General features: G+C 72.1%; 19 protein-coding genes and 1 riboswitch. Of the genes, 3 read left to right on the forward strand and 16 right to left on the reverse strand.

All coding sequences use genetic code 11. The features are described 5' to 3' along the window. Positions 1-300: 300 nt before the first annotated feature. The 10 genes from OIE12_RS13285 to OIE12_RS13330 form a co-directional block, all read right to left on the reverse strand. The gene (locus OIE12_RS13285) at positions 301-1,209 is read right to left on the reverse strand and encodes a PRC and DUF2382 domain-containing protein (RefSeq protein WP_329134992.1); all 909 of its coding nucleotides are present in this window, start codon (positions 1,207-1,209) and stop codon (positions 301-303) included. Positions 1,210-1,326: 117 nt separating this feature from the next. Further along, complete coding sequence (locus OIE12_RS13290; protein WP_329134994.1) at positions 1,327-2,271, reverse strand: Ppx/GppA phosphatase family protein; 945 nt, start codon at positions 2,269-2,271, stop codon at positions 1,327-1,329. Further along, entirely contained in the window at positions 2,268-2,834 is a 567-nt protein-coding gene (locus OIE12_RS13295) for a DUF501 domain-containing protein (protein ID WP_329134996.1), read from the reverse strand. The genes OIE12_RS13290 and OIE12_RS13295 overlap by 4 nt, the downstream gene beginning before the upstream one ends. Positions 2,835-2,920: 86 nt before the next feature. Beyond that, on the reverse strand, positions 2,921-3,400 hold the full coding sequence (locus OIE12_RS13300; RefSeq protein ID WP_329134998.1) for an FtsB family cell division protein: 480 nt from the start codon (positions 3,398-3,400) through the stop codon (positions 2,921-2,923). A gap of 111 nt (positions 3,401-3,511) precedes the next feature. Then, positions 3,512-4,792 carry a phosphopyruvate hydratase gene (gene eno, locus OIE12_RS13305; protein WP_329134999.1) on the reverse strand — a complete coding sequence of 427 codons (1,281 nt, stop codon included), beginning with the start codon at positions 4,790-4,792 and terminating at the stop codon, positions 3,512-3,514. A gap of 353 nt (positions 4,793-5,145) precedes the next feature. Next, the gene (locus OIE12_RS13310; protein WP_329135001.1) at positions 5,146-5,859 is read right to left on the reverse strand and encodes a transglycosylase family protein; all 714 of its coding nucleotides are present in this window, start codon (positions 5,857-5,859) and stop codon (positions 5,146-5,148) included. 4 nt (positions 5,860-5,863) lie between these two features. Then, a riboswitch (cyclic di-AMP (ydaO/yuaA leader) is annotated at positions 5,864-6,053 on the reverse strand. A gap of 257 nt (positions 6,054-6,310) precedes the next feature. Then, on the reverse strand, positions 6,311-7,333 hold the full coding sequence (locus OIE12_RS13315) for a transglycosylase family protein (RefSeq protein ID WP_329135003.1): 1,023 nt from the start codon (positions 7,331-7,333) through the stop codon (positions 6,311-6,313). A 189-nt stretch (positions 7,334-7,522) separates the two neighbouring features. Continuing rightward, positions 7,523-8,830: a cytochrome P450 family protein gene (locus tag OIE12_RS13320; protein WP_329135005.1), complete on the reverse strand. Its 1,308-nt coding sequence runs from the start codon at positions 8,828-8,830 to the stop codon at positions 7,523-7,525. A 176-nt stretch (positions 8,831-9,006) separates the two neighbouring features. Continuing rightward, the gene (locus OIE12_RS13325) at positions 9,007-9,999 is read right to left on the reverse strand and encodes a nucleoside triphosphate pyrophosphohydrolase (RefSeq protein ID WP_329135007.1); all 993 of its coding nucleotides are present in this window, start codon (positions 9,997-9,999) and stop codon (positions 9,007-9,009) included. A gap of 340 nt (positions 10,000-10,339) precedes the next feature. Further along, a complete protein-coding gene (locus tag OIE12_RS13330) occupies positions 10,340-11,575 on the reverse strand; it encodes an IS701 family transposase (RefSeq protein WP_329131397.1) in 1,236 nt (411 codons plus the stop codon). Positions 11,576-11,751: 176 nt separating this feature from the next. Between OIE12_RS13330 and OIE12_RS13335 the strand changes: the two genes are divergently transcribed. Next, positions 11,752-12,705: an IS481 family transposase gene (locus OIE12_RS13335; RefSeq protein WP_329135009.1), complete on the forward strand. Its 954-nt coding sequence runs from the start codon at positions 11,752-11,754 to the stop codon at positions 12,703-12,705. On the opposite strand, the gene OIE12_RS13340 is transcribed toward OIE12_RS13335, so the two are convergent. The 4 genes from OIE12_RS13340 to OIE12_RS13355 all read right to left on the reverse strand — a co-directional run bounded on the left by OIE12_RS13340 (position 12,702) and on the right by OIE12_RS13355 (position 17,924). Then, the gene (locus OIE12_RS13340; RefSeq protein ID WP_329135011.1) at positions 12,702-13,331 is read right to left on the reverse strand and encodes a SurA N-terminal domain-containing protein; all 630 of its coding nucleotides are present in this window, start codon (positions 13,329-13,331) and stop codon (positions 12,702-12,704) included. The two genes, OIE12_RS13335 and OIE12_RS13340, sit on opposite strands and share 4 nt — an antisense overlap. A gap of 223 nt (positions 13,332-13,554) precedes the next feature. After that, positions 13,555-15,045 (reverse strand): serine/threonine-protein kinase, encoded by a 1,491-nt coding sequence (locus OIE12_RS13345; RefSeq protein ID WP_329141925.1) that lies wholly within the window; start codon positions 15,043-15,045, stop codon positions 13,555-13,557. A gap of 65 nt (positions 15,046-15,110) precedes the next feature. After that, a complete protein-coding gene (locus tag OIE12_RS13350) occupies positions 15,111-15,746 on the reverse strand; it encodes a hypothetical protein (protein WP_329135014.1) in 636 nt (211 codons plus the stop codon). A 150-nt stretch (positions 15,747-15,896) separates the two neighbouring features. Next, positions 15,897-17,924: an N-6 DNA methylase gene (locus OIE12_RS13355; protein WP_329135016.1), complete on the reverse strand. Its 2,028-nt coding sequence runs from the start codon at positions 17,922-17,924 to the stop codon at positions 15,897-15,899. A 211-nt stretch (positions 17,925-18,135) separates the two neighbouring features. On the opposite strand from OIE12_RS13355, the gene OIE12_RS13360 reads away from it, so the two are divergent. After that, positions 18,136-18,825 (forward strand): hypothetical protein, encoded by a 690-nt coding sequence (locus OIE12_RS13360; protein ID WP_329135018.1) that lies wholly within the window; start codon positions 18,136-18,138, stop codon positions 18,823-18,825. Positions 18,826-18,903: 78 nt separating this feature from the next. Here the strand turns inward: OIE12_RS13360 and OIE12_RS13365 are convergent, their stop codons facing one another. Next, the gene (locus OIE12_RS13365; RefSeq protein WP_329135020.1) at positions 18,904-19,632 is read right to left on the reverse strand and encodes an HNH endonuclease family protein; all 729 of its coding nucleotides are present in this window, start codon (positions 19,630-19,632) and stop codon (positions 18,904-18,906) included. Positions 19,633-19,803: 171 nt separating this feature from the next. On the opposite strand from OIE12_RS13365, the gene OIE12_RS13370 reads away from it, so the two are divergent. Continuing rightward, positions 19,804-19,989, forward strand: a complete 186-nt coding sequence (locus tag OIE12_RS13370) for an antitoxin (protein WP_030377491.1) — start codon at positions 19,804-19,806, stop codon at positions 19,987-19,989. A gap of 100 nt (positions 19,990-20,089) precedes the next feature. Here the strand turns inward: OIE12_RS13370 and mfd are convergent, their stop codons facing one another. Beyond that, on the reverse strand, positions 20,090-23,620 hold the full coding sequence (gene mfd, locus OIE12_RS13375) for a transcription-repair coupling factor (protein WP_329135022.1): 3,531 nt from the start codon (positions 23,618-23,620) through the stop codon (positions 20,090-20,092). Between the last annotated feature and the right edge of the window lie 189 nt (positions 23,621-23,809).

The raw sequence follows: 23,809 nt of genomic DNA on the forward strand, positions 1-23,809 counted from the left end.
CGCCGCCCGGTGTCCCCCACCAGGGCCGAAATCCTTGTGAAGAACTTCACGAACTTCCTTCGGAGAGGGCGCCGCGGAGCATGGGGGGGGCGGGGTCGTTCGGCGAGTGCGGGCAGGGCGTGGCTGGTCGCGCAGTTCCCCGCGCCCCTGGAAAACAGGGGGCGCCGCCAGGTCTTCAGGGGCGCGGGGAACTGCGCGAGCAACCACGACGGAGCCGCACCCGCCGACGCGCCCGCACCTCCCGAGCTCTTCCGCGGCCCGCACCCCCGAAGCAAGGGGGCGCGACACCGCGAACCCTGCTCAGCGACGGCGGCCCTCACCCCTGTCGTCACGGCCCTCCGCCGTGTCGATCCGCTCCGCGTCGCCCTCGATGCGCTCCTTGCGGACGCGCCCGTGGACGGTCTCCTGCTCGGTGTGCTCCTCGGTGGTCAGCCGGACCCGTTCGACGGGTACGGCCTCGGTCTCCACCACCGGACGCTCCTCGTGCAGGATCACCTCGTGCTCGGCCTCGCCGATCTCCGGACCGGCGAGCGCGTCGCCGCGGTTGGCCTCGGTGATCGGCTCCCGCTCGATCCGCACCTCCTCATGGCGCAGCGGCACGGTCTGCTCCACGTCCTCGGTGACCACGTACTTGCGCAGCCGCGCCCTGCCGGTCGCACGGCGCTCGACGCCGACCCGCAGGTGCTCCTCGGAGCGCGTCATGGCGTCGTCGTCGTGCCGGAACCGGTCGCCGGCCGCGGCCCGTCCGCCGGCCGTCGGAGTACGCCCCGCAGCCTCGGTACGCCCCGCAGGCTCGGTACGCCCGGCCGCCGCGCGCCCGGCCGTGCCGGCCGTACCCGCGGTGCCCGTCGTGCCGCCCGGTGTCCGGCCGGTGCCGGCCGCCGGGACCTCCCAGGGGACCCCGTAGTAGTCGTAGAGGCGGTGCTCCTCGTCCACGGACAGATGACCACCGGCGTCCACGTCGACGTGCGGCGCGCCCTTGACCTTGCCCTTGGCGAACGGAACCTCGATGTGGTCGGAGACCATCGAGGCGTCACGGATGGGCACGAAGGACTCGCTGCTGCCGAACCAGCCCGTCTTCACGGTCACCCACTCCGGGCGCCCGGTGGCGTCGTCGAGGAAGACGTGTGCGGCCTCGCCGATTTTGTTACCACCGTCGTCGAAGACCGGGTGGTCCAGGACGGTCGGGATCTGTTCTCTGGTGATCATGTTTGGTCACCCTCCTTCCGGAGCGATTCCCTTGCCGAGTTCACCGCCACGGAAGACACCAAACGACACAAAAGGAACAATCGCCGCATTTTTTTCCGAGCGGCCGGTCCCCGCGGCTCAGCGGGCGATCGACCAGCCGATACCGTCCAGAATGTCGTGTTCGCTGACCACGACCTCCTGCGCGTCGACGCGTTCCATGATCGACAGGAGGACGAGGGCGCCCGCGCCGATGACGTCCACGCGGCCGGGGTGCATGGAGGGGATCCTCGCGCGCTCGGCGTGGGTGGAGCGGAGCAGGTGCTCGGTGATCTCCCGCACCCGCTCCCGGGTGATCCGGGAGTGGTGGATGACCGACGAGTCGTACTCCGGCAGCTCCTGGGCGATCGCGGAGACCGTCGTGACCGAGCCCGCGAGGCCGACCAGGGTGCGGGCCTCGCGCAGCGGGACCGTCTCCTCGGCGAGGTCGAGGGCGGCCTCGATGTCGGCCCGCATGGCCCGGATCTGCTCCTCGGTGGGCGGATCGGTGACGGCGCCGTCCACCAGGAGGTGCCGCTCGGTCATCCGTACGCAGCCGATGTCCACGGAGCGCGCGGCGCGCACGGAGTCGTCGCCGACGACGAACTCGGTCGAGCCGCCGCCGATGTCCACCACCAGGTAGGGCCGGTCGAGGTCGGTGCGGCCGGTGAGTTCCTTGGTGGCGCCGGTGAAGGAGAACTCGGCCTCCTGGTCGCCGGTGATGACCTCCGGCTCCACGCCGAGGATGTCCACCACCCCGCGCACGAACTCCTCGCGGTTCTCGGCGTCCCGGGAGGCGGAGGTGGCCACGAAGCGCACCCGCTCGGCGCCGTGCTCCTCGATCACCGCCGCGTACTCGCGGCACGCGGCGAACGTACGCTCCAGCGCCTCGGGGGCGAGCCGGCCGGTGCGGTCGACGCCCTGGCCGAGCCGCACGATCGTCATGCGCCGGTCCAGATCGGTGAGTTCACCGGTCGCGGGGTCCGCGTCGGCGACGAGGAGCCGGATGGAGTTGGTACCGCAGTCGACGGCGGCGACCCTGGTCACTTGGCGTCCTCCTCGTGTGCGGCGTGCGCGTCCTGTGCGTCACCGGACCCGGGAACCGTCACGCACGGCCCCTTGCGCCACCACTGAGGCAGCATCGCCAGCGCCTCGTCGCCCAGCGGGTTGACGCCGGGCCCCGCGGCCAGCGCGTGCGCCACCAGGACGTGCAGGCACTTCACCCGGTCGGGCATGCCGCCCGCGCTGGGGAAGCCCGTCAGCTCCTCGATCTCGTCCCGGCGCCGCAGATAGTCCTCGTGGGCGGCGCGGTAGGCCGCCGCCAGCTCCGGGTCCTCGGCCAGGCGTTCGGTCATCTCCTTCATGACGCCATTGGCCTCCAGCGTGCCGATCGCGGAGTTCGCCCGCGGACACGTCAGGTAGTACAGCGTCGGGAACGGCGTGCCGTCGGGCAGCCGCGGTGCCGTCTCGACGACGTCGGGCTGCCCGCACGGGCACCGGTGCGCGATCGCGCGCAGCCCGCGCGGCGGCCGGCCGAGCTGCTGCCGGAACGCCTCCACGTCGGCGTCGGTGGGTGCGGTGCGCGGGGTGGTCGGCGGAGGGGTGTCCATGCGCGTCGAAGAGTCTCTCTGTTCCGTGATGCCACGGGCCCGGTTCGGTCCGGGGCCCGCTGTTGCCGTACGAGAACCGTACGGTCTCACCGGCGGACGGCCGCGTCCGCCCGGTCGACGCCGTCCCACAGGTTGGCGTACCAGGGGCGCGCCGCCGCGCCGCCGTCGCTGCGCGTGCGGGTGACGGCGCTGGGGTCGGCCACGACGTAGCCGGTCTCCCCCGGCAGCACGTAGTGCAGCCGCAGCCGGATCTGCTGCTCGGCGTAGGCGTCGTCCTGCCAGCGGGCCTTGAGGTCGCGCAGCTGCTCCACCCGCTCGCGGGCCTGCTGCTGCTTGCGCTCCTCGTCGGCGATCCGGGCCCGCTGGGAGACGTACTGCCGCATCGGATACGCCAGCGCCACGATCATCGTGCACAGCACCAGGGCGAGCAGCGCCGCGCGGCCGGTGAGCCGGGAACGGCGGGCCTGGCGCCGGGTCTGCGAGCGGTAGACCCGGGCCGCCGTCTGCTCGCCGAGCAGCCGCAGCCTGGTCGCGGTCGAGAACCGGTCCCGGTCCTTCGCGGCCATGTCCTCCGCCTCCCGTCGCGGTCGCGCGCGCCCGTCTCGCGCGTACGTCCCCGCACACGGTACGGGACCGGGTACGGGGACGTACGGACGACGCTGCCTACAGGGGGCGGGTCAGCCCTTGAAGCGGGGGAACGCCGAGCGGCCGGCGTACACCGCCGCGTCGTCGAGGATCTCCTCGATGCGCAGCAGCTGGTTGTACTTGGCGACGCGCTCGGAGCGGGCCGGGGCGCCGGTCTTGATCTGGCCGCAGTTGGTGGCGACGGCCAGGTCGGCGATGGTGACGTCCTCGGTCTCGCCGGAGCGGTGGGACATCATGCACTTGAAGCCGTTGCGCTGGGCCAGCTCGACGGCATCCAGGGTCTCGGTCAGCGAGCCGATCTGGTTGACCTTGACCAGCAGGGCGTTGGCCGAGTTCTCCTCGATGCCGCGGGCCAGGCGCTCGGGGTTGGTGACGAACAGGTCGTCGCCGACGAGCTGCACCTTGTCGCCGAGCTTCTCGGTGATGACGTGCCAGCCGGCCCAGTCGTCCTCGAACAGCGGGTCCTCGATGGAGACGAGCGGGTAGGCCGCGACGAGCTCCTCGTAGTACTCCGTCATCTCGGCGGCGGAGCGCTCCTTGCCCTCGAAGAGGTACTTACCGTCCTTGTAGAACTCGGAGGCGGCGACGTCGAGGGCGAGGGCGATCTGCTCGCCGGGGGTGTAACCGGCCTCCTTGATCGCCTCCAGGATGAGGTCGAGGGCGGCGCGGTTGGAGTCCAGGTTCGGGGCGAAGCCGCCCTCGTCGCCGAGGCCGGTGGCCAGGCCCTTGTTCTTCAGGACCTTCTTCAGCGTGTGGTAGACCTCGGCGCCCCAGCGCAGGGCCTCGGAGAAGGACTCCGCGCCGATCGGGGCGATCATGAACTCCTGGATGTCCACGTTGGAGTCGGCGTGCGAGCCGCCGTTCAGGATGTTCATCATCGGCACCGGCAGCAGGTGCGCGTTGGGGCCGCCCAGGTAGCGGAAGAGCGGCAGGTCGGACGCCTCGGAGGCGGCGTGGGCGACGGCGAGGGAGACGCCGAGGATGGCGTTGGCGCCGAGCGAGCCCTTGTTGTCGGTGGCGTCCAGGTCGAACATGGCCTGGTCGATCAGGCGCTGCTCGGTGGCGTCGTAGCCGACCAGCTCCGGGCCGATCTGCTCGATGACGGCGAGGACGGCCTTCTCGACGCCCTTGCCCAGGTAGCGGCTCGGGTCGCCGTCACGGAGCTCGATGGCCTCGAAGGCGCCGGTGCTGGCACCGGAGGGGACGGCGGCACGACCCGTGCTGCCGTCGTCGAGGCCGACCTCGACCTCGACCGTGGGGTTGCCTCGGGAGTCCAGGATTTCCCGGGCTACGACGACGTCGATGGACGGCACGAGCATCTCCTTCTGGGATGTGACGCGGGTACGCCGGGCCGCGGGGCCCGACGCGGGGTGCGAGGCCGGGGTGGCTCGCGGACCCGAGCCTAGCTGTCTCCGACGGCGGGGCAGGTGTGCGGCCCACTCCGTGGGCAGAAGTGTGGGTGAATTGTTTCCTGGCGGAACAAAATGAGCGGGGTGGAGCACAAGGGAGCGCCTGAGAGCTCGGGGTGAACGGTACGTGGGCGGGTGCGGGTGCGTCGTGGCTCGTCGCCCCACCGGCCGTCGGCCGACAACGCACCCCGCGAGAAATACCCCACCCCCGCCGCGTACGGGGGAGACGCGGCGGGGGTGGGGAGTAGAGGGGAGCGTCAGCTCAGGTGGAGCTGCTGGCCGGGGTAGATGACGTCGGCGTCGTCCACGATGTCCTTGTTCAGCGTGAACAGCTTCTGCCAGCCGCCCGCCACATCGTGCTCCGCCGCGATCCCGCTCAGCGTGTCACCCTTGACGACCTTGTACTCGCCGTCACCCTTCTCGACCTTCTTGCCGGTCGGCGTGGTGACCGTCTTCTTCGCGGCCGGCCGCTCCTGCGACCGGGAGGCGTGCTGCTCGGTCGAGGACGAGGAGCTGCTGGAGGAACCGGCGCTGCTGGAGCTGCTGGAGCCGTTGGAGGACGAGCCGCCGGCCGACGACGCGGCCGCCCCGTCGTACGCGGCGCTCGTCAGCCCCTTGCCGCACACCGGCCAGGCGCCCTTGCCCTGCCCCGCGAGGACCTTCTCGGCGACGGCTATCTGCGCCGACTTGGAGGCCAGGTCGGCCCGCGCGGCGTACGCGGTGCCGCCGTACGCGGCCCAGGTGGAGTTGGTGAACTGCAGCCCGCCGTAGAACCCGTTGCCGGTGTTGATGGACCAGTTGCCGCCGGACTCGCACTGCGCGACGGCGTCCCACTGGGAGGCGGTGGCGGCGGAGGCGTTGCCGGCCGCCATCAGCGGGGCGGCGACGGCGGCACCGGTGACGCCGGCGAGCGCGACGACACGGGTGGCCTTGGACGGACGACGGTGCTTGCCCTTGCCGGAAAACAGCATGGAGAGATCCCCTCACCGACGCCTGCGAGGTGAGCTGTCGGGTTCGGGCCGGTTGAGTTGCCCGGTCGTACGCCGTCTCCGGCGCACGACTTCACCCCAAGCCGCATCCGGCCGTCCGGAGCCACACTGTGGCCCGGCTGCCGGACCCGGCACTTACCTGGGTCCCCCGCTCCTGCCTACGGCGCTTGACGCGACGACTGTTCCCGTACGGCCACTGGCAGGATTCGGCGTGGCGACCGTCGGGGCCCGCGGTGGCGAGCGGTGATGACCGTAGACACGGGATCCGCCGGATTTCAAAGACGATCACGGCTTATGAGACTCATCCCACACTTTCACCGAACCGGACATCCCGGGTGATCCACGGACCAAACTCCCCCGATTTTCCGTGCAGTTCGGCACCGTACGTCCGATTGTTCCCCTGCCGTCCCACACGTTTTCGACAGCCGCTCGACTACTCCACGACGAGGCTCTGACCGGGGTGGATGACGCTCGGGTCGCTGCCGATGGCGTCCTTGTTGTCGTCGTAGAGGGCCCGCCAGCCGCCGTCGACGCCAAGGGAGTCGGCGATGGAGCCGAGGGTGTCGCCGTCGCGGACCGTGTAGGTGGAGCCCTCCTCGGCGCTGCCGCCGCGGTGCCGGCCGGTTCCGTCGGCGATGAGGGTGTTGGCACCCTTCGTCCCGTCGACGCTGCCGGTGTCGACGAGGGCGGAGGAGGCCGGGCTCTGCCGGTACTGGTCCGACTCGCCCCCCTTCGACCCGTCGGCCGACGAACTGCCGGACTTGTCGCCGGATTCCGCGGAACGGGCGGAATCGCCGCCGGAGCGGGAATCGTCGGAGTCGTCCGAGGAATGCTTCGCCTTCTTGCTGGGGCTCGCGCTCGCCTTTCCGTCGGAGTCGTCGCCGGACTTCCCGGTGGACGTGCCGTCGGAATTCCCGCCGGATGTGCCGGAGGACGAGGAATCGGACGAACCGGAAGAGGAGGACGACGAGTCGGACGAACCGGACGAGTTGTCCAGACCGAGGTCGAGCCCGGAGTCGGAATCACCGGATTCGCCCGAGGAGCCCTTGCCGACGCCCGTGTCGACGTCCGCGGAACCGGTGTCCTTGGAGAGGCCGGAGAGCGGCCCGCAGGTGGGCCAGGCGGCGACGCCCTCGGCGTCGAGGATCTTCTCCGCGACGGCGATCTGCTGCGAACGGCTGGCCTTGTCCGGGCTGGCCGCGTAGTCGAGGCCGCCGTAGTTGTTCCAGTCGTCCTGCGACAACTGGAGGCCGCCGTACAGGTTGTTGCCCGTGTCCGCGCTCCAGGAGCCGCCGCTCTCGCACTCCGCGACCTGGTCCCAGGTGGTACCGCTGGCGGCGCTCGCGCCGGTGGCGCCGAGCAGGGGGATGGCGATGGCGGAGCCGGTCACGCCGGCCGCGACGAGGAGGGCCGGAGCCTGACGGGGGCGACGGTGACGACCGTTCCCGGAGAGCATGCGGAAGCCTTTCACACGACAGCGGTGACCCAACGCGGCGGCCGTGGGAACCGCCTTGTTGATGCGTGAACGTATAGCCAGAGCAACACCGGTTACAAGTTAATGCAGCGCAGATCACGTGAAGATCACAGAGCTGAGGAACTGTCACCTTTACCTGGTCGTCCGTGTTTACGCGGAACCGATGCCGCCTCAATTCGGGACGGGTGCGAACTCCACGGGCAGCGTGCGCAATCCGCGCATGATGAGGCCTCCGCGCCACCGCAATTCGGTGGAATCCACCGCGAGTCGGAGGTCCGGCAGGCGGGTCAGGAGGGTGGCGAGCGCGGTCCGGCCCTCCAGGCGGGCGAGCGGGGCACCGAGACAGTAGTGGATGCCGTGGCCGTATCCCAGGTGTTGATTGTCACGGCGGGTGAGATCGAGCACGTCCGGGTCGGCGAACCGTTCCGGGTCGCGGTCGGCGGCCGCCAGGACGACGAGGACGGCGTCGCCGGCGGCGATGTCCTGGCCGCCCAGGGTCAGCGGCCGGGTGGCGAACCGCCAGGTGGCCAGCTCCACGGGGCCGTCGAAGCGCAGCAGTTCCTCGACGCCGGTCTCCAGCAGCCCCTGCTCCCCGGCGGCGAGCGAGTCCTGGAGCCGGGTGCGCTGCTCGGGGTGGGTGAGCAGGGCGTGGGTGCCGTTGCCGATGAGGTTGACGGTGGTCTCGAAGCCGGCGAAGAGCAGGATGAACGCCATCGCGGCGGCCTCGTTCTCGGTGAGGTGCTCGCCCTCGTCGGAGGCGCGGATGAGACCGGAGATGAGGTCCTCGCCGGGGGCGGGTTCGGCGGGGAGCGCCTCGCGCTTGCGGTGGATGAGCTCGGCGAGGTAGCCGCGCATCTTCTTGACGGAGCGGGCGACACCGCCGCGGGGGCCCTTGCCGTGACCCTGGGGGTCCGGGGGCGTGCCCCCGGGAAGATGCAACATCATGCCGGTCCAGTCGCGGAAGTCGTCCTGGTCCTCGGGCGGGACACCGAGGAGGTCGCAGATGGCGTAGATGGGGAGCGGGAAGGCGAACTCGTGGATCAGGTCGGCCTCGCCTCGGGCGGCGAAGTCGTCGATCAGGCGGTCCGTCAGCTCCTGGACGCGGGGGGCGAACTCGGCGACGCGGCGGGGGGTGAACGCGGTGCTGACGAGGCGGCGCAGGCGGGTGTGGTCCGGGGGGTCGATGTTGAGCAGATGTGTCATCAGCTCGGCCTTGCGTTCGCCGGGGATGCCGGTTCTGCCTCTGGCGTGGGCGGGTTCGTCGTGGTGGGCGGGGTTCTTGGAGAGGTGGGGGTGGGCGAGGGCGCGGCGGGCGTCGGCGTAGCGGGTGACGAGCCAGGCCTCCACGCCGCTGGGGAGGCGGGTGCGGTGGGTGGGTGAGTGTTGGCGGAGCCAGGCGTAGGCGGGGTAGGGGTTCGCCGCGAACGCCCAGTCGAACAGGGTGGGCGCCGCCGGGGGCGGCGAGGGCTCGCCGTGCATGGGGCGACCTTAACGGCCGGGGCCCACCGAATTTCTCTCGCCCCCGCCGCCCCTACCCGTCCCGTCCTCAAGGGGCTCCGCCCCTTCGACCCCGGACGTGCGGGTGGGTGGGGCTTCTCGCGCAGTTCCCCGCGCCCCTAAAAGGGACGCGAGGAAAATCCCGGGCGCACCCGGGGTCAGGGACGGGCCCCCGACTCCGCCGCGCGGATCGCATCGCGGTACGTGCGGGCCGCGGCGCGGAGCGCCGCCTCGGGGTCCACGCCGGCCGCCTCCGCCGACGCCGCGAGGGCGAGGAGCTCGTAGCCCACGCCCTCCCCCGTCGGCAACGGCACCGCCAGCCCCGCCCCCCGCGCCCGCGAGGCCAGCTTGGCCGCGAGCGCGAGGCCGGGCTGCCCCACCGGCACCCCCTCCGTCACCGACGCCCGCCGCTTCTCCTCCGCCTTCGTCCGCAGCCAGTGCGCCTTGACCTCCTCCGGCGTACTCGCGCTCTCCTCCCCGAAGACATGCGGATGCCGGTGGATCAGCTTCGCCACGATCCCCCCGGCGACGTCGTCGACGGAGAACGGCTCCTCCGCGTCCTCCTCCGCGATCCGCGCGTGGAAGACGACCTGGAGCAGCACGTCCCCCAGTTCCTCCCGCAGTTCCTCCCGGTCCCCGTCCTCGATCGCCTCGACCAGTTCGTACGCCTCCTCGATCGCGTACTTGGCCAGCCCCTCGTGGGTCTGCCGCGAGGACCACGGGCACTCGCGCCGGATGCGGTCCATGACCTGGACGAGGTCGAGGAGCCGGGCGCCGGGGAGGTCGTAGGAGGCGGGGAGCAGTTCGAGGTCGGGCATCCGGACCCGGCCGGAGCCGGCCAGCCGGGCCAGCCCGTCGGTCAGCCGCGGCTCGCCCTCGCCGGTCGCGACGACGACCACCGTCCGCCCGCCGGCGCACGCGTCGACCAGTTCACCGGCGTCCGGCGCGGCCTCGTCCACCGTGACGCCGGCCTCCCGCAGATACGGCAGCTGCGGATGCGCGCCGTCCGCGCACAGCACCCGGTCGGCCGTGCGCAGCAGCTGCCAGGCGGGCCAGGACAGCAGCCCGGGGGCGACCCGGTGGCTGGTGGTGAGCAGGACTATGCGCCCGGGGGCGTCGGCCGCGGTGGCCTCGGGACTGGTTGCGTTCACCCCTCGAACGTAACCCGTCAGGCCCCGGCCTAGGGCCTGTCGTTTGGCTCAGCTCGCAGACGCGGGGTCTGGCACGCACATCTGCGGCGTTGTCGTCGGTCGCCGACGCTCCGCGTCGACTCCCTCCTCCGCCTTGCAGCTGCACGCACCAGACCCCGCTCACCGGCGCTAGAACGGCACCGTCGGCCCCCTGCGACCTGATCCAAACGACAGGCCCTAGTAGTGCTTCGTTAGGTTCTGGGTCTGATTCTGCGTGTGGTGAGTGGTCGACCGCAGGTGGTGCAGGTGCCGGTCCAGCACCTCAGCAGGTCCTGGAGGACATCGAGGACCTGGTAGAGGGTCAGGCCGGCATGTGGGCTTTTGGGTCGAGCCGCCGGAGGGTGAGGAAGGCCTGGGCGGCGGTGACGAGGGTGACGTGGTGGTGCCAGCCGCGCCAGGTGCGGCCTTCGAAGTGGTCCAGCCCGAGTCCGTGCTTGAGCTCGCGGTAGTCGTGCTCGATGCGCCAGCGCATCTTCGCCCACCGCACCAGGTCAGCGACCGGGGTGGTGGCGGGCAGGTTTGATATCCAGTAGCCGGTCGGAGCGTCCTGGCCGTCCGGCCATTCGACCAGCAGGGTCTGGGAGGGCAGGACTCCGTTCCAGTGGTTGCGGCCGCCGCCCGCCTCCTGGGCAGCGGCCAGGCATTGCTTGCCCGCGGGCCGCACTGTCAGCACCGCGAACCGTGAGGTCATCGCGCCTTTGCTGCCCTGCCTCCAGGTCACCTCGGTGAACCGGCTGGCACTGGCCCGCGCCGCAAGGGCGGAAACGGCTCGGGGTGGGGTGCGGTAGCGGGGCAGGGTCGGCGGTCCGAGCCCGCCGTAGACGGGCTGGTGCGGCTCGACCTCCTCCGGGTGGGCGACTTCCTTGCCGGTCAGCGCGAGGACGTAGGACAGTCCTCGCTTCTCGAGGCCGAGGCGGAAGGGGGTGCTGACGCCGTAGCCGGCGTCGGCGACCACGACCGGCGCCTTCAACCGCCAGTCGGTCAGGCTGTCGAGCAGGCCGAGCGCGAGACGCCACTTCTCCTGGTGGACGACGTCGTCGGGGACTCCGGCCCGGCGGCAGCGGTCCGGTTCGTCCGTCCACTCGCGCGGCAGATACAACTCCCAGTTCAGCGGGCAGGACGCGGTGTCGGTGGCGGCATGGACGCTGACCGCGACCTGGCAGTTCGCGCGTTTGCCGACCGCTCCGCAGTATTGGCGGGCCACCCCGGCCGACGCCTTGCCGCACTTGGGGAACGACACGTCGTCGATCACCCACACCTCAGGAGTGATCACCTCGGACAGCCGCTCAGCGATCCGCTGCCTGACTGGCAGCGGATCCCACGGCGACTGGTTCACGAACTGCTGCAGGGCCTGCATGTTCCCGTCCGGCAGCCGCTCGGCCATCGGCTGGACCGACTTGCGCCGGCCGTCGAGCATCAGGCCCCGCAGATAACACTCGCCCCACCGCCGCTGATCCCGGCGCGGCAACGACCCGAACACATCGGCAACGAACCCCGCCAACTCGCCCCGGAGCCGTTCCACCTCCCCCAGCCTCATCCTGGGAGGCTGCCCACCACCAGCCGAGATCACTCAACGTAACGAAGCACTACTAGCTGTTCTGTCCGGGGAGGTTGTGGACGGGTGAGCCAGGTCTCGGCTGAGGGATCTTGAACAGGTGAGGGCCTTCCGGTTCGGTGTGGATTGCGACGTCTACACCTGACCGAAAGGCCCTCGTGCCCCACCGTAATGCACCCCTGACCGAGACTGGACGGCTGCGCCTGGCCCGCTGCGTGGTCGAGGACAACTGGCCCCTTCGACGCGCCGCGGAACGTTTCCAGGTCTCACCCACCACGGCCCAGCGCTGGGCCGACCGCTACCGCACACACGGCGAGGCGGGCATGAGCGACCACTCCTCCCGTCCGCACACCAGCCCGCGCCGCACCCCGACCCGCACCGAACGCCGGATCATCAAGGTCCGCGTCCTGCGCCGCTGGGGACCGGCCCGCATCGCCCACCTGCTGCACCTGGTGCCCTCGACCGTGCACCGCGTCCTGACCCGCTTCGGCCTGGCCCGCCTCACCCACCTGGACCGGGCAACGGGCCGCGTCATCCGCCGCTACGAACGCGCCAGGCCCGGCGAGCTGGTCCACGTGGACATCAAGAAACTCGGCAACATCCCCGACGGCGGTGGCCACAAGGTGCTGGGCCGCCAGGCCGGGCGCAAGAACCGCGCGGGCGCCGGCTACAGCTACCTGCACACCGCCGTCGACGACCACTCCCGCCTCGCCTACAGCGAGATCCACGCAGACGAGAAGAAGGAGACCGCCACCGGCTTCTGGCAGCGGGCCCACACCTTCTTCACCGAGTACGGGATCACCATCGAGCGGGTGCTGACGGACAACGGCTCCTGCTACCGCTCACGCCACTGGCGCGACGCTCTCGCGGCGGCCGGGATCGTCCACAAACGAACCCGGCCCTACCGGCCGCAGACCAACGGCAAGGTCGAACGCTTCAACCGCACCCTGCTCGACGAGTGGGCCTACGCCCGCACCTACCGATCGGAGACCGAACGACGGGAGGCATTCCCCGGCTGGCTGCACACCTACAATCACCACCGCGGACACACCGCGCTGAAGGGCCAACCACCCGCCAGCCGCGTCCCCAACCTCACGGGTCAGTACAACTAGCTCACGTCCCGCACCCAGGGGGTCTTGGCGTCGACCCGGCTGCTCTTCTGCACGTCCCAGCTGCCGTAGCGCGGGTTGATGTCGACGTCGAGCGACTTGGAGGCGTCGGAGAGCGACTTCCAGAAGACGGCCTTGCCGGTGCTGGTGTTCATGTCGGCACCGAGGGCCGCGGCCAGCTTCTGCGCCCGCACCTCCGTGCGCAGGCTCTCGTCGAGCCGCGCGGGCGCCACCCCGTACTGCCGCAGCCAGGCGGTGCGCAGCTCCTGGGCGCCGCCGGCCTGCTGCTCCAGGGAGGTGCGCATCGTCTGCACGTCCCGGTCGGTGACCGTGACGCCCGCGTCCTTCGCGGCCCGGTTCAGGACCCGGTCGAGGACGAGGGTGTGCAGGGTGTCCCGGGTGAGGCTGCTGGTGCGGGCGACCTCCTGGGCGTACTGGGTCTGGTCCCCGGTGGCGGTCCGCTGGGCGGTGCGCACCTCCTCCACCCTGTTCTCCAGCTGGGCGACCGTGATCCGCTGTCCGCCGACGACGGCCGCGGCACCTGGGTGGGAGTCGCTTCCGCAGGCGGTGAGGACGGGGGCCGCGAGAAGGGCGGCGCTGAGGGCGATCGCGGTGCGACGGCGGTGCAAGGTGGGCCTCCCGGAGGTTGTGCATGCCAGGTGCGACGCGCAGCGTCTCCTTGAGGGGTGGTGGTCGGGCGACGGGCGGGCGCACAAGGTCTTGCGGTGATCGATGGTAGGCAGTGGCCGAGCTGCGGCCAAGGCATTGGACCAACGATTCGCGACGACTTCGGGCACCGCCCGCCCCCTTACGACCGGGCACCGCGCGCCCGCACGAGCAGCCCCCCGGCCGTCAGCCGCGGACCTGCCCCAGCCACTGGAGTGTGCGGCGGATCTCCGCGGCCAGGGGGTGGCCCGGGCCGTGCTGTCGTTCGACGTCGGCCAGGAGGCGGCCCAGGATGTCGTGCGCGGCGCCGCGGTCGCCGAGGGCGAGCAGCAGGTGCCCGATGCGGCGCCGGAGTTCGAGCGCGGTCGCGGGGTCGCCGCCGACGTACCTGTTCTCGTAGTACGGCAGCAGCGCGCGGTACTCGGCGAGCGCGGCGGCGGGTTCGCCGAGCTGTTCGAGGCACTGGGCGGCCTCGTAGCGGAAGCGCAGCGACTGGGTGTCGGCCTGGCCGGCCTCGGCGGCGCGTTCGTCGGCGAGGCGGCGCAGCTCGGGCAGGGCGCGGCGGTACTGCCCGTCGTCCATGAGCGTGGCCGCGTACTGCTTGCGCAGGGTGCGGACGACGGGTGAGTGCTCGCCGTGCTCGGCGGCGGCGGCCGGGAGGATCGAGCCGAGGATGTCGACGGCCTGGGTGATGCGGCCCTCGCCGAGCAGCCGCTTGACCTCGTCGACGGCGCCCGCGACATCGGGCTTCTCGACGTTCTCCGCAGCGGGCGTGGCCTGCGGTTGGGACGCGGGGGTGCGCGCGCGGTCCGGCCAGGGGGCGTGCGGACGCAGGAAGGGGCGCGTGGGGTCGAGCGGGGCACCGGTGGGCAGGCCGCGCGCCGGGAGCAGGGGCAGCAGCGCCTCGTACGTCTCCTGCGCGGAGGCGGGCCGGTGCAGCGGGTCCTTGGCGAGCAGCCGCAGCACCAGCGTCTCCATCGCCTCGGGGACCTCCGGGCGCAGCCGGCGCACGGGCAGCGGCGGCTCGTAGAGGTGGCGGTGGAGGACGCCGAGGGCGGTGGTGCCGGTGAACGGCACGTTGCCGCTGAGCAGTTCGTGCATCAGCACGCCGAGTGCGTACAGGTCGGTGTACGGGCCGACGGCGCCGCCCATCGCCTGCTCGGGCGCCATGTAGGCGGGGCTGCCGATGGGCGAACCGGTGTGCGTGAGGCGGGTGGTGTCGGTGTCCATGACGTGCGCGACGCCGAGGTCGAGCACGGTGACCGTGCCGTCCTGCTTGACCATCACGTTCCGCGGCTTGAGGTCGCGGTGGACGATCGGCACGGCGTGCACCGCGGAGAGCACGGCGCACAGCTGCGCGGCGACGGCGGCCACCCACTGCCAGGGGTAGGGGTCGTGCTCGGCGAGGTGGTCGGCGAGGTCGGCGCCGTCGACGTACTGCATGACGAGGAACAGCTCCTCGCCCTCGCTGCCCGCGTCGTGCACCGTGACCAGGCCCGGGTGGTCGACCTGGGCGGTGACCCGGCACTCGCGCACGAACCGGCGGCGCAGTTCGTCGGCCTCCTGGCCCGCGACCTTGTCGGGCCGCAGCAGCTTGACCGCCACGCGCCGGTCGAGGCGGCGGTCGTACGCCGTCCAGACCTGGCCCATGCCGCCCTGCCCGATGAGGGTGGACAGCTCGTAGCGGCCGGCGACTATCCGCCCGGTTCCGGTGCCGGTGCCCGTGCCGGGGGTGGCCACACTCACCTGTCACCCTCCTGCTTGCGCAGGTAGTCGCTGAGCTCGTCCAGTTCGGCGCGGACCTGGTCGATCCGGGCCGGTCCTGGCCGGCCCGCGGTGTTCTCGGCGGAGTTGGGTATCGGCGTGGAGGCGGGGCCGGGCTGGTACGGGGGCTGCGGCTGCGGCGCCGGGGCGGCCTGGGTGGCGGCGTACGGCTGCGGCGGTATCGGGGTCTGCCGGTTCGCGTAGGGCTGCTGCGGCGGGGCCGGGTAGCCGTAGCCCTGCCGGGGTCCGGGCGGGTACACCGCGCCGGTCTGCGGGCCCGGCCCGTACAGCGGGGACTGCCTGCGCCGCATGTCGAAGAGGATGTAGTAGGTGCCGCTGCCCGCGCCGAGGAGCAGCAGGACGATGATCCCCACGTCGGTGAGGGGGTTCGATTCCGGGAGCGAGCCGACGACGGCGAAGCAGGTGATGATCAGCGGCACGCTCACCACCGCGAACAGCCAGTCCCGCGCGCGGCGGCTCAGCACGGCGATGCGGAACAGCGGCAGGAAGGAGAGCAGTCCGATGGAGAAGAAGCTGCCGAGGAAGACCAGCACGCGAATGGCGATGACCGAGCCCGGGGTGCGGGCGGGCGGCTGCATGCCGTGGCCGTACATGACTGCTCCTGGGACCGGGCGGGATACCGACGGACGGTACGGGTTTCGGAGTCAGAGCGTATAACCCGCCTCGGACAACCGGTCACGGGTTGCGCGTAACCGTTGTGCCACCGATGGCCTTCGCGCTCCCGCGCGCCCCCTGGCGGGCCGTCACTCCGGCAGCAGGCTCCCGTCGGTCAGTCCGTCGTGCATCCCGCGTACGAGCTGGGCGCCGAGGCGCCCCGCCTGCCGCAACTCCTCCTCGAACCGGGCCAGTTCACGGAAGCGCCGGCCGTAGGGGCGTTGCTGTTCCAGTGGCAGCCGGGGCAGTTGCAGCCGGCGTACGTCGAGCCGGGCGGAGGTGGAGGCGTAGCTGCTGGCCTGGCGGTGGTTGGCGGTGCCGCGCAGGAATCCGGCGAGGAACCAGGGGTCGAGGGCGGCGGGGTCGGGCCGCAGCAGGGTGAGGTTGCGGCCGAGCGCGGCGCCCGCGGCCCTCTCGTCGACGACGCGGGCGACCGGGCCGCCGCCGAGCACCGGGACGACGACGTCCCCGGCGGCCAGCAGCACCGGCTCCTCCGTGGCGTCCGGGAGGGTGCCCGAGGGGGCGTCGCCCGCGAGGACGTCGTGGTCGGTGAGCACGCGTGCGTGGGGGCCGCCGGTGCCGCCGGTGCGCAGCACCAGGGCGCCGCCGCGGGCGAGTTCGCCGACGGTGGTGAGCGGCCAGCGGGCGGGTTCGGCGCTGTCGGCGGCGGGCGGGGTGAGGTCGGCGGTGAGCCGCAGGGTCTGGCCGAGACGTCTGCGGACCTCGGTGAGGTGTGCGGCGCCGCCGTCCGGGGCGGGCGGCGGCAGATGGCGGGCGGGGGCCAGATCGACGTCGTCGTCCAGGAGTTCGACGACGGGCAGCGCGCGGCTGACGCCGGGCCGCTCCGCGGCGGCGCCGGTGCGGTCGAAGTCGTGCCAGGTGTCCAGGACGGCCTCGCGCACCGCCTGCCAGTCGGGGCCGCCGCGTCCCTCGGCGGCGGCCGCGCCGGTGTCCACGAGCAGCACCCGCGGCTGGGCGGGCGCCCGGTCCGGGCGGCGCAGCACCCACAGGTGCAGCGGGATGCCGTGCGGCGGCGCCGCCCCGACCGGCAGCGCGACCACCGCGCGCAGGGTGCCCCGGCGCAGCAGATCGGCGCGGATGCGGCGGCCGGAGCGGCGGGAGGCGGCGGCGGGCGGCATCAGCAGCACGGCGGTGCCGCCGTCCTTCAGCCGGGCAAGCGCGTGCTGCACCCAGGCCAGTTCGGACTCGGTGCGGGCCGGGAAGCCGTACTCCCAGCGCGGGTCGTAGGCGAGTTCCTCGTGGCCCCAGTTGCGCTCGTTGAACGGCGGGTGGCACAGCACGACGTCGGCCCGGAGGCTGTCGTACGCGTCCGCCCGGATGCTGTCGCCCGCGGCGGCGCGGACGACCGCGCGGCCGTGCAGGGCGAGCCGCAGCGCGGTGAGCGCGGCGAGTTCGGGGGCGGCGTCCTGGCCGTACAGGGTCTGCTCGGGCGCGGGGGCGATCGCGCGGAGCAGGGCGCCGGTGCCGCAGGCGGGGTCCAGGGCGGTGCGGGCGGGCCCGGCCAGTTCGGCCATCAGGGCGGCGAGACCGGCCGGGGTGAGCGTGTACTGGCGCGGGCCCGCGTCCAGGTGCCGGCCGAGCAGGAACTCGTACGTCTGCCGGGCGCCCAGTTCGGCGGCGAGGTCGACGGTGGAGCGCAGCAGCGGGGCGGACGGGCGCAGCGCGGCGGCGTCGGGGACGCGGACGGCGGGGGTGCGCAGGGCGCCGAAGCGGGCGGTGAGCACCTGTTCGAGGTGGCCGGGCAGGAGGCGGGCGAGCCGGTCGTCGGAGCCGGCGGAGGTCTCCAGCCAGACGGTGGGCCGGGTGTGGATGAGCAGCAGGACGCAGCCGGCGTGCAGCAGGCCGGTGACGGGGCCCTCCGGGTGGCCGGCGAGCTGCTGCCAGACCCGCTCGCGCAGCGGGACCTCGGCGAGTTTGCCCTGGCCGCGCAGCCATTCCTCGACCTCGGCGAGGGCGAAGGCGGGGCTGTTCTCGGTGCCGCCGACGGGCTTGGGGAAGTCCGCATGGCGGCGGCGCCAGTTGCTGACGGCGGCGCGGCCGACGCCCGCGAGCCGCGCGATGCCGGCGGCGGTCACCTCTGTGGCGTTGTCCTGCACGAGACCCCCACCCTCCTCGGCCTCCGGCCGTCTGTGGCGCCGATGATACCGACGCATCCGTAAGACCGGCATTCACGGTCGTGTACACACCGCCTGATGAGTTCCTGGTTGACTCGGTTCACAAGCTCTGCTGTGATTGACCCCGCAACGGGCGACCGCCGGAGGGGGGCGGTCGCCCGTGTCCGGACAACCGAGGGGGAGGAAGATCACCATGGGCATGAAGGGCAAGATCGCGCTGGGTGTGGTCGTCGGAGTCGTCGTCATCGGCGTCGTCTCGACCGCCGGCGGGGGCGACGACGGCGACGGCGGCAAGGGCACGTCGGCGTCGGCGAAGCAGGACTCCGGTTCCGCTTCCGGTTCCGGCAAGGGGGACGCCAAGAAGGCCGACGCCGAGAAGAAGGCGGCGTTCGGCGGCGACGGCACCTACCAGGTCGGCAAGGACGTCAAGCCGGGCACCTACCGCACGACGGGCAACACGGACGACATGTGTTACTGGGAGCGCGCCAAGGACGCCTCCGGCGACATGGACTCGATCCTGGCCAACGACAACGTCACGGGCTCGAGTTACGTGACGGTCAAGGCGAGCGACAAGCTCCTCAAGTCCGAGGGCTGCCACGACTGGGAGGCGGTCGACCCGAAGGCCAAGGGCAAGCCGTCCACGGCCGGCTTCAAGGGCGACGGCGGCATGCTCCGCGTGGGCGTCGACATCGCCCCGGGCACCTACCGCTCGACCGGCAACACCGACGACCAGTGCTACTGGGAGCGCGACAAGGACGCCCTCCACGGCATGGACTCCATCCTCGCCAACGACAACGTCACGGGCACGGCGGTCGTGACGATCGGCTCGGGGGACGCCTACTTCAAGACCGCGGGCTGCGCGGACTGGAAGAAGGCGGGCTGAGGACGGCTCCCTCCCGCTCGGCGCCGGCCGGCACCCCCAGTGCCGGCCGGCGTCGTCGTCAGCTGGCGTCAGTCGGCGTCAGTCGGCGTGGAAGCGGGACGGGGCGTTGGTGGGGTTGCCGCCGGTGGGGAGTTTCTGGTCGGGGCAGGCAGAAAGGACCTTCTTCATCGCGGACTTCTCCGCCGACGTCACCCACAGGCCGTACTTCTTCTTCACCGCCACCTGCGCGGCGACGTACGTGCAGCGGTACTTCTTGTACGGCGGCAGCCAGGTCGCGGTGTCGCCGTCGCCCTTGCTGCGGTTGGGCGTGGCGCCCACCGCGAGCAGGTTCAGCGGGTCGTTGGCCAGCGCTATCCGCTTGGCCGGGTCCCAGTACTTGGCGCCCTTCTGCCAGGCGTCGGACAGCGCCACGAGATGGTCGATGTCCACCTGGCTGCGGCCCCGGGTGAACGTCACCGCCTTCCCGCTGTACGGGTCGGGGTCCAGCTCGCCCGAGGCGACCTTGCAGTCCCCGTCGGTGTACTTCACGTCCTCCAGGTCCCGGCGCAGGATGTCGTCCCGGGTGTCGCAGCTGTTGGAGTCGGTGTCGGCCCAGGCGCTGCCGAAGCGTTCCCTGCTGTAACCGGTCTTGGGCGCCCTGCCCTTGACGGTCAGCGCGTCGGCGGCGGCGAGGGCGCTGCCGTGGGCCGCCGCCGTCTCCTTCGGCTCCTGGCCCGGGGAGCCCGTCCCCGTGTCGTCCACCTTGCAGCCGCTCACGGTGGCCAGCGCCAGGGCGGCGACCGCGACCCCACCCCTCCATCGCCTCACGGGACGTCCTTCCCTCGCTCTGCGTTGATGTGCGCACGTTCAGCCGTGCGGTTCCACCGTAGCGAGCGGGGTGTCATGCGCATACCACCACTCAACGGGCAACAGGTGCACGCCGGGCGTATGGTCGGTGGTGAGGCACCTGCACGTCCCTCCTCCGGAAGGAGCCTCTGGATGGGTATCTTCGACCGATTCAAGAGCGCGGCGCAGAGCAGCAAGGGCCGGAAGATGTCCGAGAAGATGTCGGACCAGGCGGAGCGTCGTGTCAACGACAAGACCGGCGGCAAGTACACCGACCAGGTCGATCAGGCCCAGCAGCAGATGGAGGACCGGCTGGGCATGAAGCGCGACGAGTCGTAGCCGGCGGGTTACGACGGTCTCAGCGGGTTGGGTCCGTCCGCCTTGGGGTTCCCCTCGGCGGACGGACCTTTCGCCTGCGGCGGACTCGGGGCGCAGTCCCCTACGAGTCCAGTACCGACGTCAAGAACTCGCCCACCCATGACAGGAGTTCCCTGCCGACCAGTGGCTTGCCACCGATCTTGGCTGTCTTGGGGCGGGGGATCAGGATCTGGTGGGTGGCGGGTTTGAGGACCGCGCCCGGGTAGAGGCGCTTCACGCGGAGTTCCTGGGACTCGCGCAGGTCCACCGGAGCGAAGCGGATGTTCGTGCCCTGGAGGACGATCTCGCCGACGCCGCACGCGCGGGCGAGCATCCGCAGACCCGCGACCAGCAGCAGGTTCTCCACCGGCTCCGGCAGCTTGCCGTAGCGGTCGACGAGTTCCTCGCGTACGGAGGCGATGTCCTGCTCCGTGTTGACGGAGGCGATCGCCCGGTACGCCTGGAGGCGCAGCCGCTCGCCGGGGGCGTAGTCGTGCGGGACGTGCGCGTCGACCGGGAGCTCGATCTTGACCTCCAGCGGCGGCTCCTCCTCCACGCCGCCCTCCAGCGAGGCCCTGTAGTCCGCGACCGCCTCGCCGACCATGCGGACGTACAGGTCGAAGCCGACGCCCGCGATGTGCCCGGACTGCTCGCCGCCGAGCAGGTTGCCGGCGCCGCGGATCTCCAGGTCCTTCATCGCGACGTACATGCCCGCGCCCATCTCGGTGTGCTGGGCGATCGTCGCGAGCCGCTCGTGCGCGGTCTCCGTGAGCGGCTTCTCCGGCGGGTAGAGGAAGTAGGCGTACCCGCGCTCACGGCCGCGGCCCACCCGGCCGCGCAGCTGGTGGAGCTGGCTGAGGCCGAAGTTGTCGCCGCGCTCGACGATGAGGGTGTTGGCGTTGGAGATGTCGATGCCGGACTCGACGATCGTCGTCGAGACGAGGACGTCGGACCGCTTCTCCCAGAAGTCGACGACCACCTGTTCGAGTGCCTGCTCCGACATCTGCCCGTGCGCGGTGGCGATGCGTGCCTCGGGGACGATCTCGCGCAGCCGGGCCGCCGCGCGGTCGATGGACTCCACCCGGTTGTGGATGTAGAAGACCTGGCCCTCGCGCAGCAGCTCGCGGCGGATCGCCGCGCCGATCTGCTTCTCCTCGTACGGTCCGACGAAGGTGAGCACCGGGTGGCGCTCTTCGGGGGGCGTGGTGATCGTGGACATCTCGCGGATGCCGGTGACCGCCATCTCCAGGGTTCTGGGGATCGGGGTCGCGGACATGGTCAGCACGTCCACGTTGGCGCGCAGCTTCTTCAGCTGTTCCTTGTGCTCGACGCCGAAGCGCTGCTCCTCGTCGACGATGACCAGGCCGAGGTCCTTGAACTTGGTCTCGGAGGAGAACAGCCGGTGGGTGCCGATGACGACGTCCACCGAACCCTCCCGCAGCCCCTCCAGGACCGCCTTCGCCTCGGTGTCCGTCTGGAAGCGGGAGAGCGCCCTCACGTTGACGGGGAACTGGGCGTAGCGCTCGGAGAACGTGCCGAAGTGCTGCTGCACCAGCAGCGTGGTGGGGACGAGGACGGCGACCTGCTTGCCGTCCTGCACCGCCTTGAACGCGGCCCGGACCGCGATCTCCGTCTTGCCGTAGCCGACGTCGCCGCAGATCAGCCGGTCCATCGGGACCGACTTCTCCATGTCGTCCTTGACCTCGGCGATCGTGGTGAGCTGGTCCGGGGTCTCGGCGTACGGGAAGGCGTCCTCCAGCTCGCGCTGCCAGGGCGTGTCGGCGCCGAACGCGTGTCCGGGCGCGGCCATGCGCGCGCTGTACAGCTTGATGAGGTCCGCGGCGATCTCCTTGACCGCCTTCTTGGCGCGCGCCTTGGTCTTCGTCCAGTCGGCGCCGCCGAGCCGGTGCAGGGTGGGGGCCTCGCCGCCGACGTACTTGGTGATCTGCTCCAGCTGGTCGGTGGGGATGTAGAGGCGGTCGCCGGGCTGGCCGCGCTTGGCGGGGGCGTACTCGACGACCAGGTACTCGCGGGTGGCGCCCTGCACGGTGCGCTGCACCATCTCGATGTAGCGGCCCACGCCGTGCTGCTCGTGGACGATGTAGTCGCCCGCCTCCAGGGTGAGCGGGTCGATCGTCTTGCGGCGGCGGGCGGGCATCCGGGCGCCCTCGCGGCCGGCCGCCTTCTGCCCCGTCAGGTCGGTCTCGGTGAGGACGGCGAGCCGGAGCGCGGGGTCGACGAAGCCGTGGTCGATGCAGCCGCAGGCGACGTGCACGACCGACGGCGAGATGTCGCCGAGGTCGACGTCGAGCCGGGCCGCGACGCCCTCGCCGCCGAGCACCTCGACCGTGCGGGAGGCGGGGCCCTGCCCCTCGGTGACGAACACCGTGCGCCAGCCGTCGGCGAGCCAGCCCTTGGTGTCGGCGAGCGCCTTCGCGGTGTCGCCGCGGTAGGTCTCGGGGGCGTGCATGCCGAGCTTGAGGGTGTCGGCGTCCGGCTCGAGGTCGGCGGCGAACGGGGAGACCGACCACCACATGATGTCCAGCTCGCGCGCCCGGTCCCGGACGTCCGCGAGGGACCACAGGGAGGCGGCGTCCACGTCGATCGGCGCCTCGCCTCCGCCGGCGGTGGCGGCCCAGGACGCCTGGAGGAACTCCTGCGAGGTCGCCACCAGGTCGGCGGAGCGCGTGCGCACCCGCTCGGGGTCGCAGACGACGGCCATCGCGCCCTTGGGCAGCACGTCGAGGAGGAGTTCCATGTCGTCGACGAGGACGGGGGCGAGGGACTCCATGCCCTCCACCGCGATGCCCTCGGCGATCTTCCCGAGGAGTTCGCCCAGCTCCGGGTGGTCCTCGGCGAGCGCGGCGGCCCGCTCCCGCACGTCGTCGGTCAGCAGCAGTTCGCGGCAGGGGGGCGCCCACAGGCCGTGCTCGGCGACCTCCAGGGAGCGCTGGTCGGCGACCTTGAAGTAGCGGATCTCCTCGACGTCGTCGCCCCAGAACTCGATGCGCAGGGGGTGTTCCTCGGTGGGCGGGAAGACGTCCAGGATGCCGCCGCGGACGGCGAACTCGCCGCGCTTCTCCACCAGCTCGACGCGGGAGTACGCGGCGGCGGCCAGCGCGGCGACGACGTCGCCGAGGTCGGCGTTCTGACCGCTGCGCAGCGCCACGGGGACGAGGTCGCCCAGGCCCTTGACCTGCGGCTGGAGCACGGAGCGGACGGGGGCGACGACGACGGAGACCGGGCCGGTCTCGGGGTCGTCGGCGCGGGGGTGCGCGAGGCGGCGCAGGACGGCGAGGCGGCGGCCGACGGTGTCGCTGCGGGGGCTGAGGCGCTCGTGCGGGAGGGTCTCCCAGGAGGGGTACTCCACGACGCCCTGCGGGGGCAGGAGCGTGCGCAGCGCGGCGGCGAGGTCCTCGGCCTCGCGGCCGGTGGCGGTGACGGCGAGGACGGGGCGGCCGGTGTCGCGGGCGAGGGCGGCGACGGTGAAGGGGCGGGCGGCGGAGGGGCCGACGAGGTCGACGTGCATGCGGTTGCCGTCCGCGGCGGCGGTGACCGCCTCCGCGAGGGCGGGGTCCTTGACGACGGCGTCGAGCAGACCGTGCAGGCTCATGAAGGGCTTTCCATCCATCCCGGCTGAGGGGGCCGCCCCGGGGGCGGTGTGCAACGCGAACGACCCGACGCGCGGGGCGGGCCGGGGGTCCTGTCCAGGGTACGTCGCCCCTCCGGGGTGCACCGTGCGGTTTCCTCGCGCCGGCGGGGGCGGCCGGATTCCTTCGCCCCCGCCGCCCCTACCCTTCCC

It is taken from the genome of Streptomyces sp. NBC_00670 (genome assembly GCF_036226765.1).
Taxonomy (GTDB): Bacteria; Actinomycetota; Actinomycetes; order Streptomycetales; family Streptomycetaceae; genus Streptomyces.

Excerpts from the sequence above, each read along its gene's own strand:
- OIE12_RS13285 (WP_329134992.1), bottom strand. The coding sequence starts at position 1,209 with ATGATCACCAGAGAACAGATCCCGACCGTCCTGGACCACCCGGTCTTC.
- OIE12_RS13295 (WP_329134996.1), bottom strand. The coding sequence starts at position 2,834 with ATGGACACCCCTCCGCCGACCACCCCGCGCACCGCACCCACCGACGCC.
- OIE12_RS13300 (WP_329134998.1), bottom strand. The coding sequence starts at position 3,400 with ATGGCCGCGAAGGACCGGGACCGGTTCTCGACCGCGACCAGGCTGCGG.
- OIE12_RS13310 (WP_329135001.1), bottom strand. The coding sequence starts at position 5,859 with ATGCTGTTTTCCGGCAAGGGCAAGCACCGTCGTCCGTCCAAGGCCACC.
- OIE12_RS13315 (WP_329135003.1), bottom strand. The coding sequence starts at position 7,333 with ATGCTCTCCGGGAACGGTCGTCACCGTCGCCCCCGTCAGGCTCCGGCC.
- OIE12_RS13320 (WP_329135005.1), bottom strand. The coding sequence starts at position 8,830 with ATGCACGGCGAGCCCTCGCCGCCCCCGGCGGCGCCCACCCTGTTCGAC.
- OIE12_RS13330 (WP_329131397.1), bottom strand. The coding sequence starts at position 11,575 with ATGAGGCTGGGGGAGGTGGAACGGCTCCGGGGCGAGTTGGCGGGGTTC.
- OIE12_RS13350 (WP_329135014.1), bottom strand. The coding sequence starts at position 15,746 with ATGTACGGCCACGGCATGCAGCCGCCCGCCCGCACCCCGGGCTCGGTC.
- OIE12_RS13360 (WP_329135018.1), top strand. The coding sequence starts at position 18,136 with ATGGGCATGAAGGGCAAGATCGCGCTGGGTGTGGTCGTCGGAGTCGTC.
- OIE12_RS13370 (WP_030377491.1), top strand. The coding sequence starts at position 19,804 with ATGGGTATCTTCGACCGATTCAAGAGCGCGGCGCAGAGCAGCAAGGGC.
- mfd (WP_329135022.1), bottom strand. The coding sequence starts at position 23,620 with ATGAGCCTGCACGGTCTGCTCGACGCCGTCGTCAAGGACCCCGCCCTC.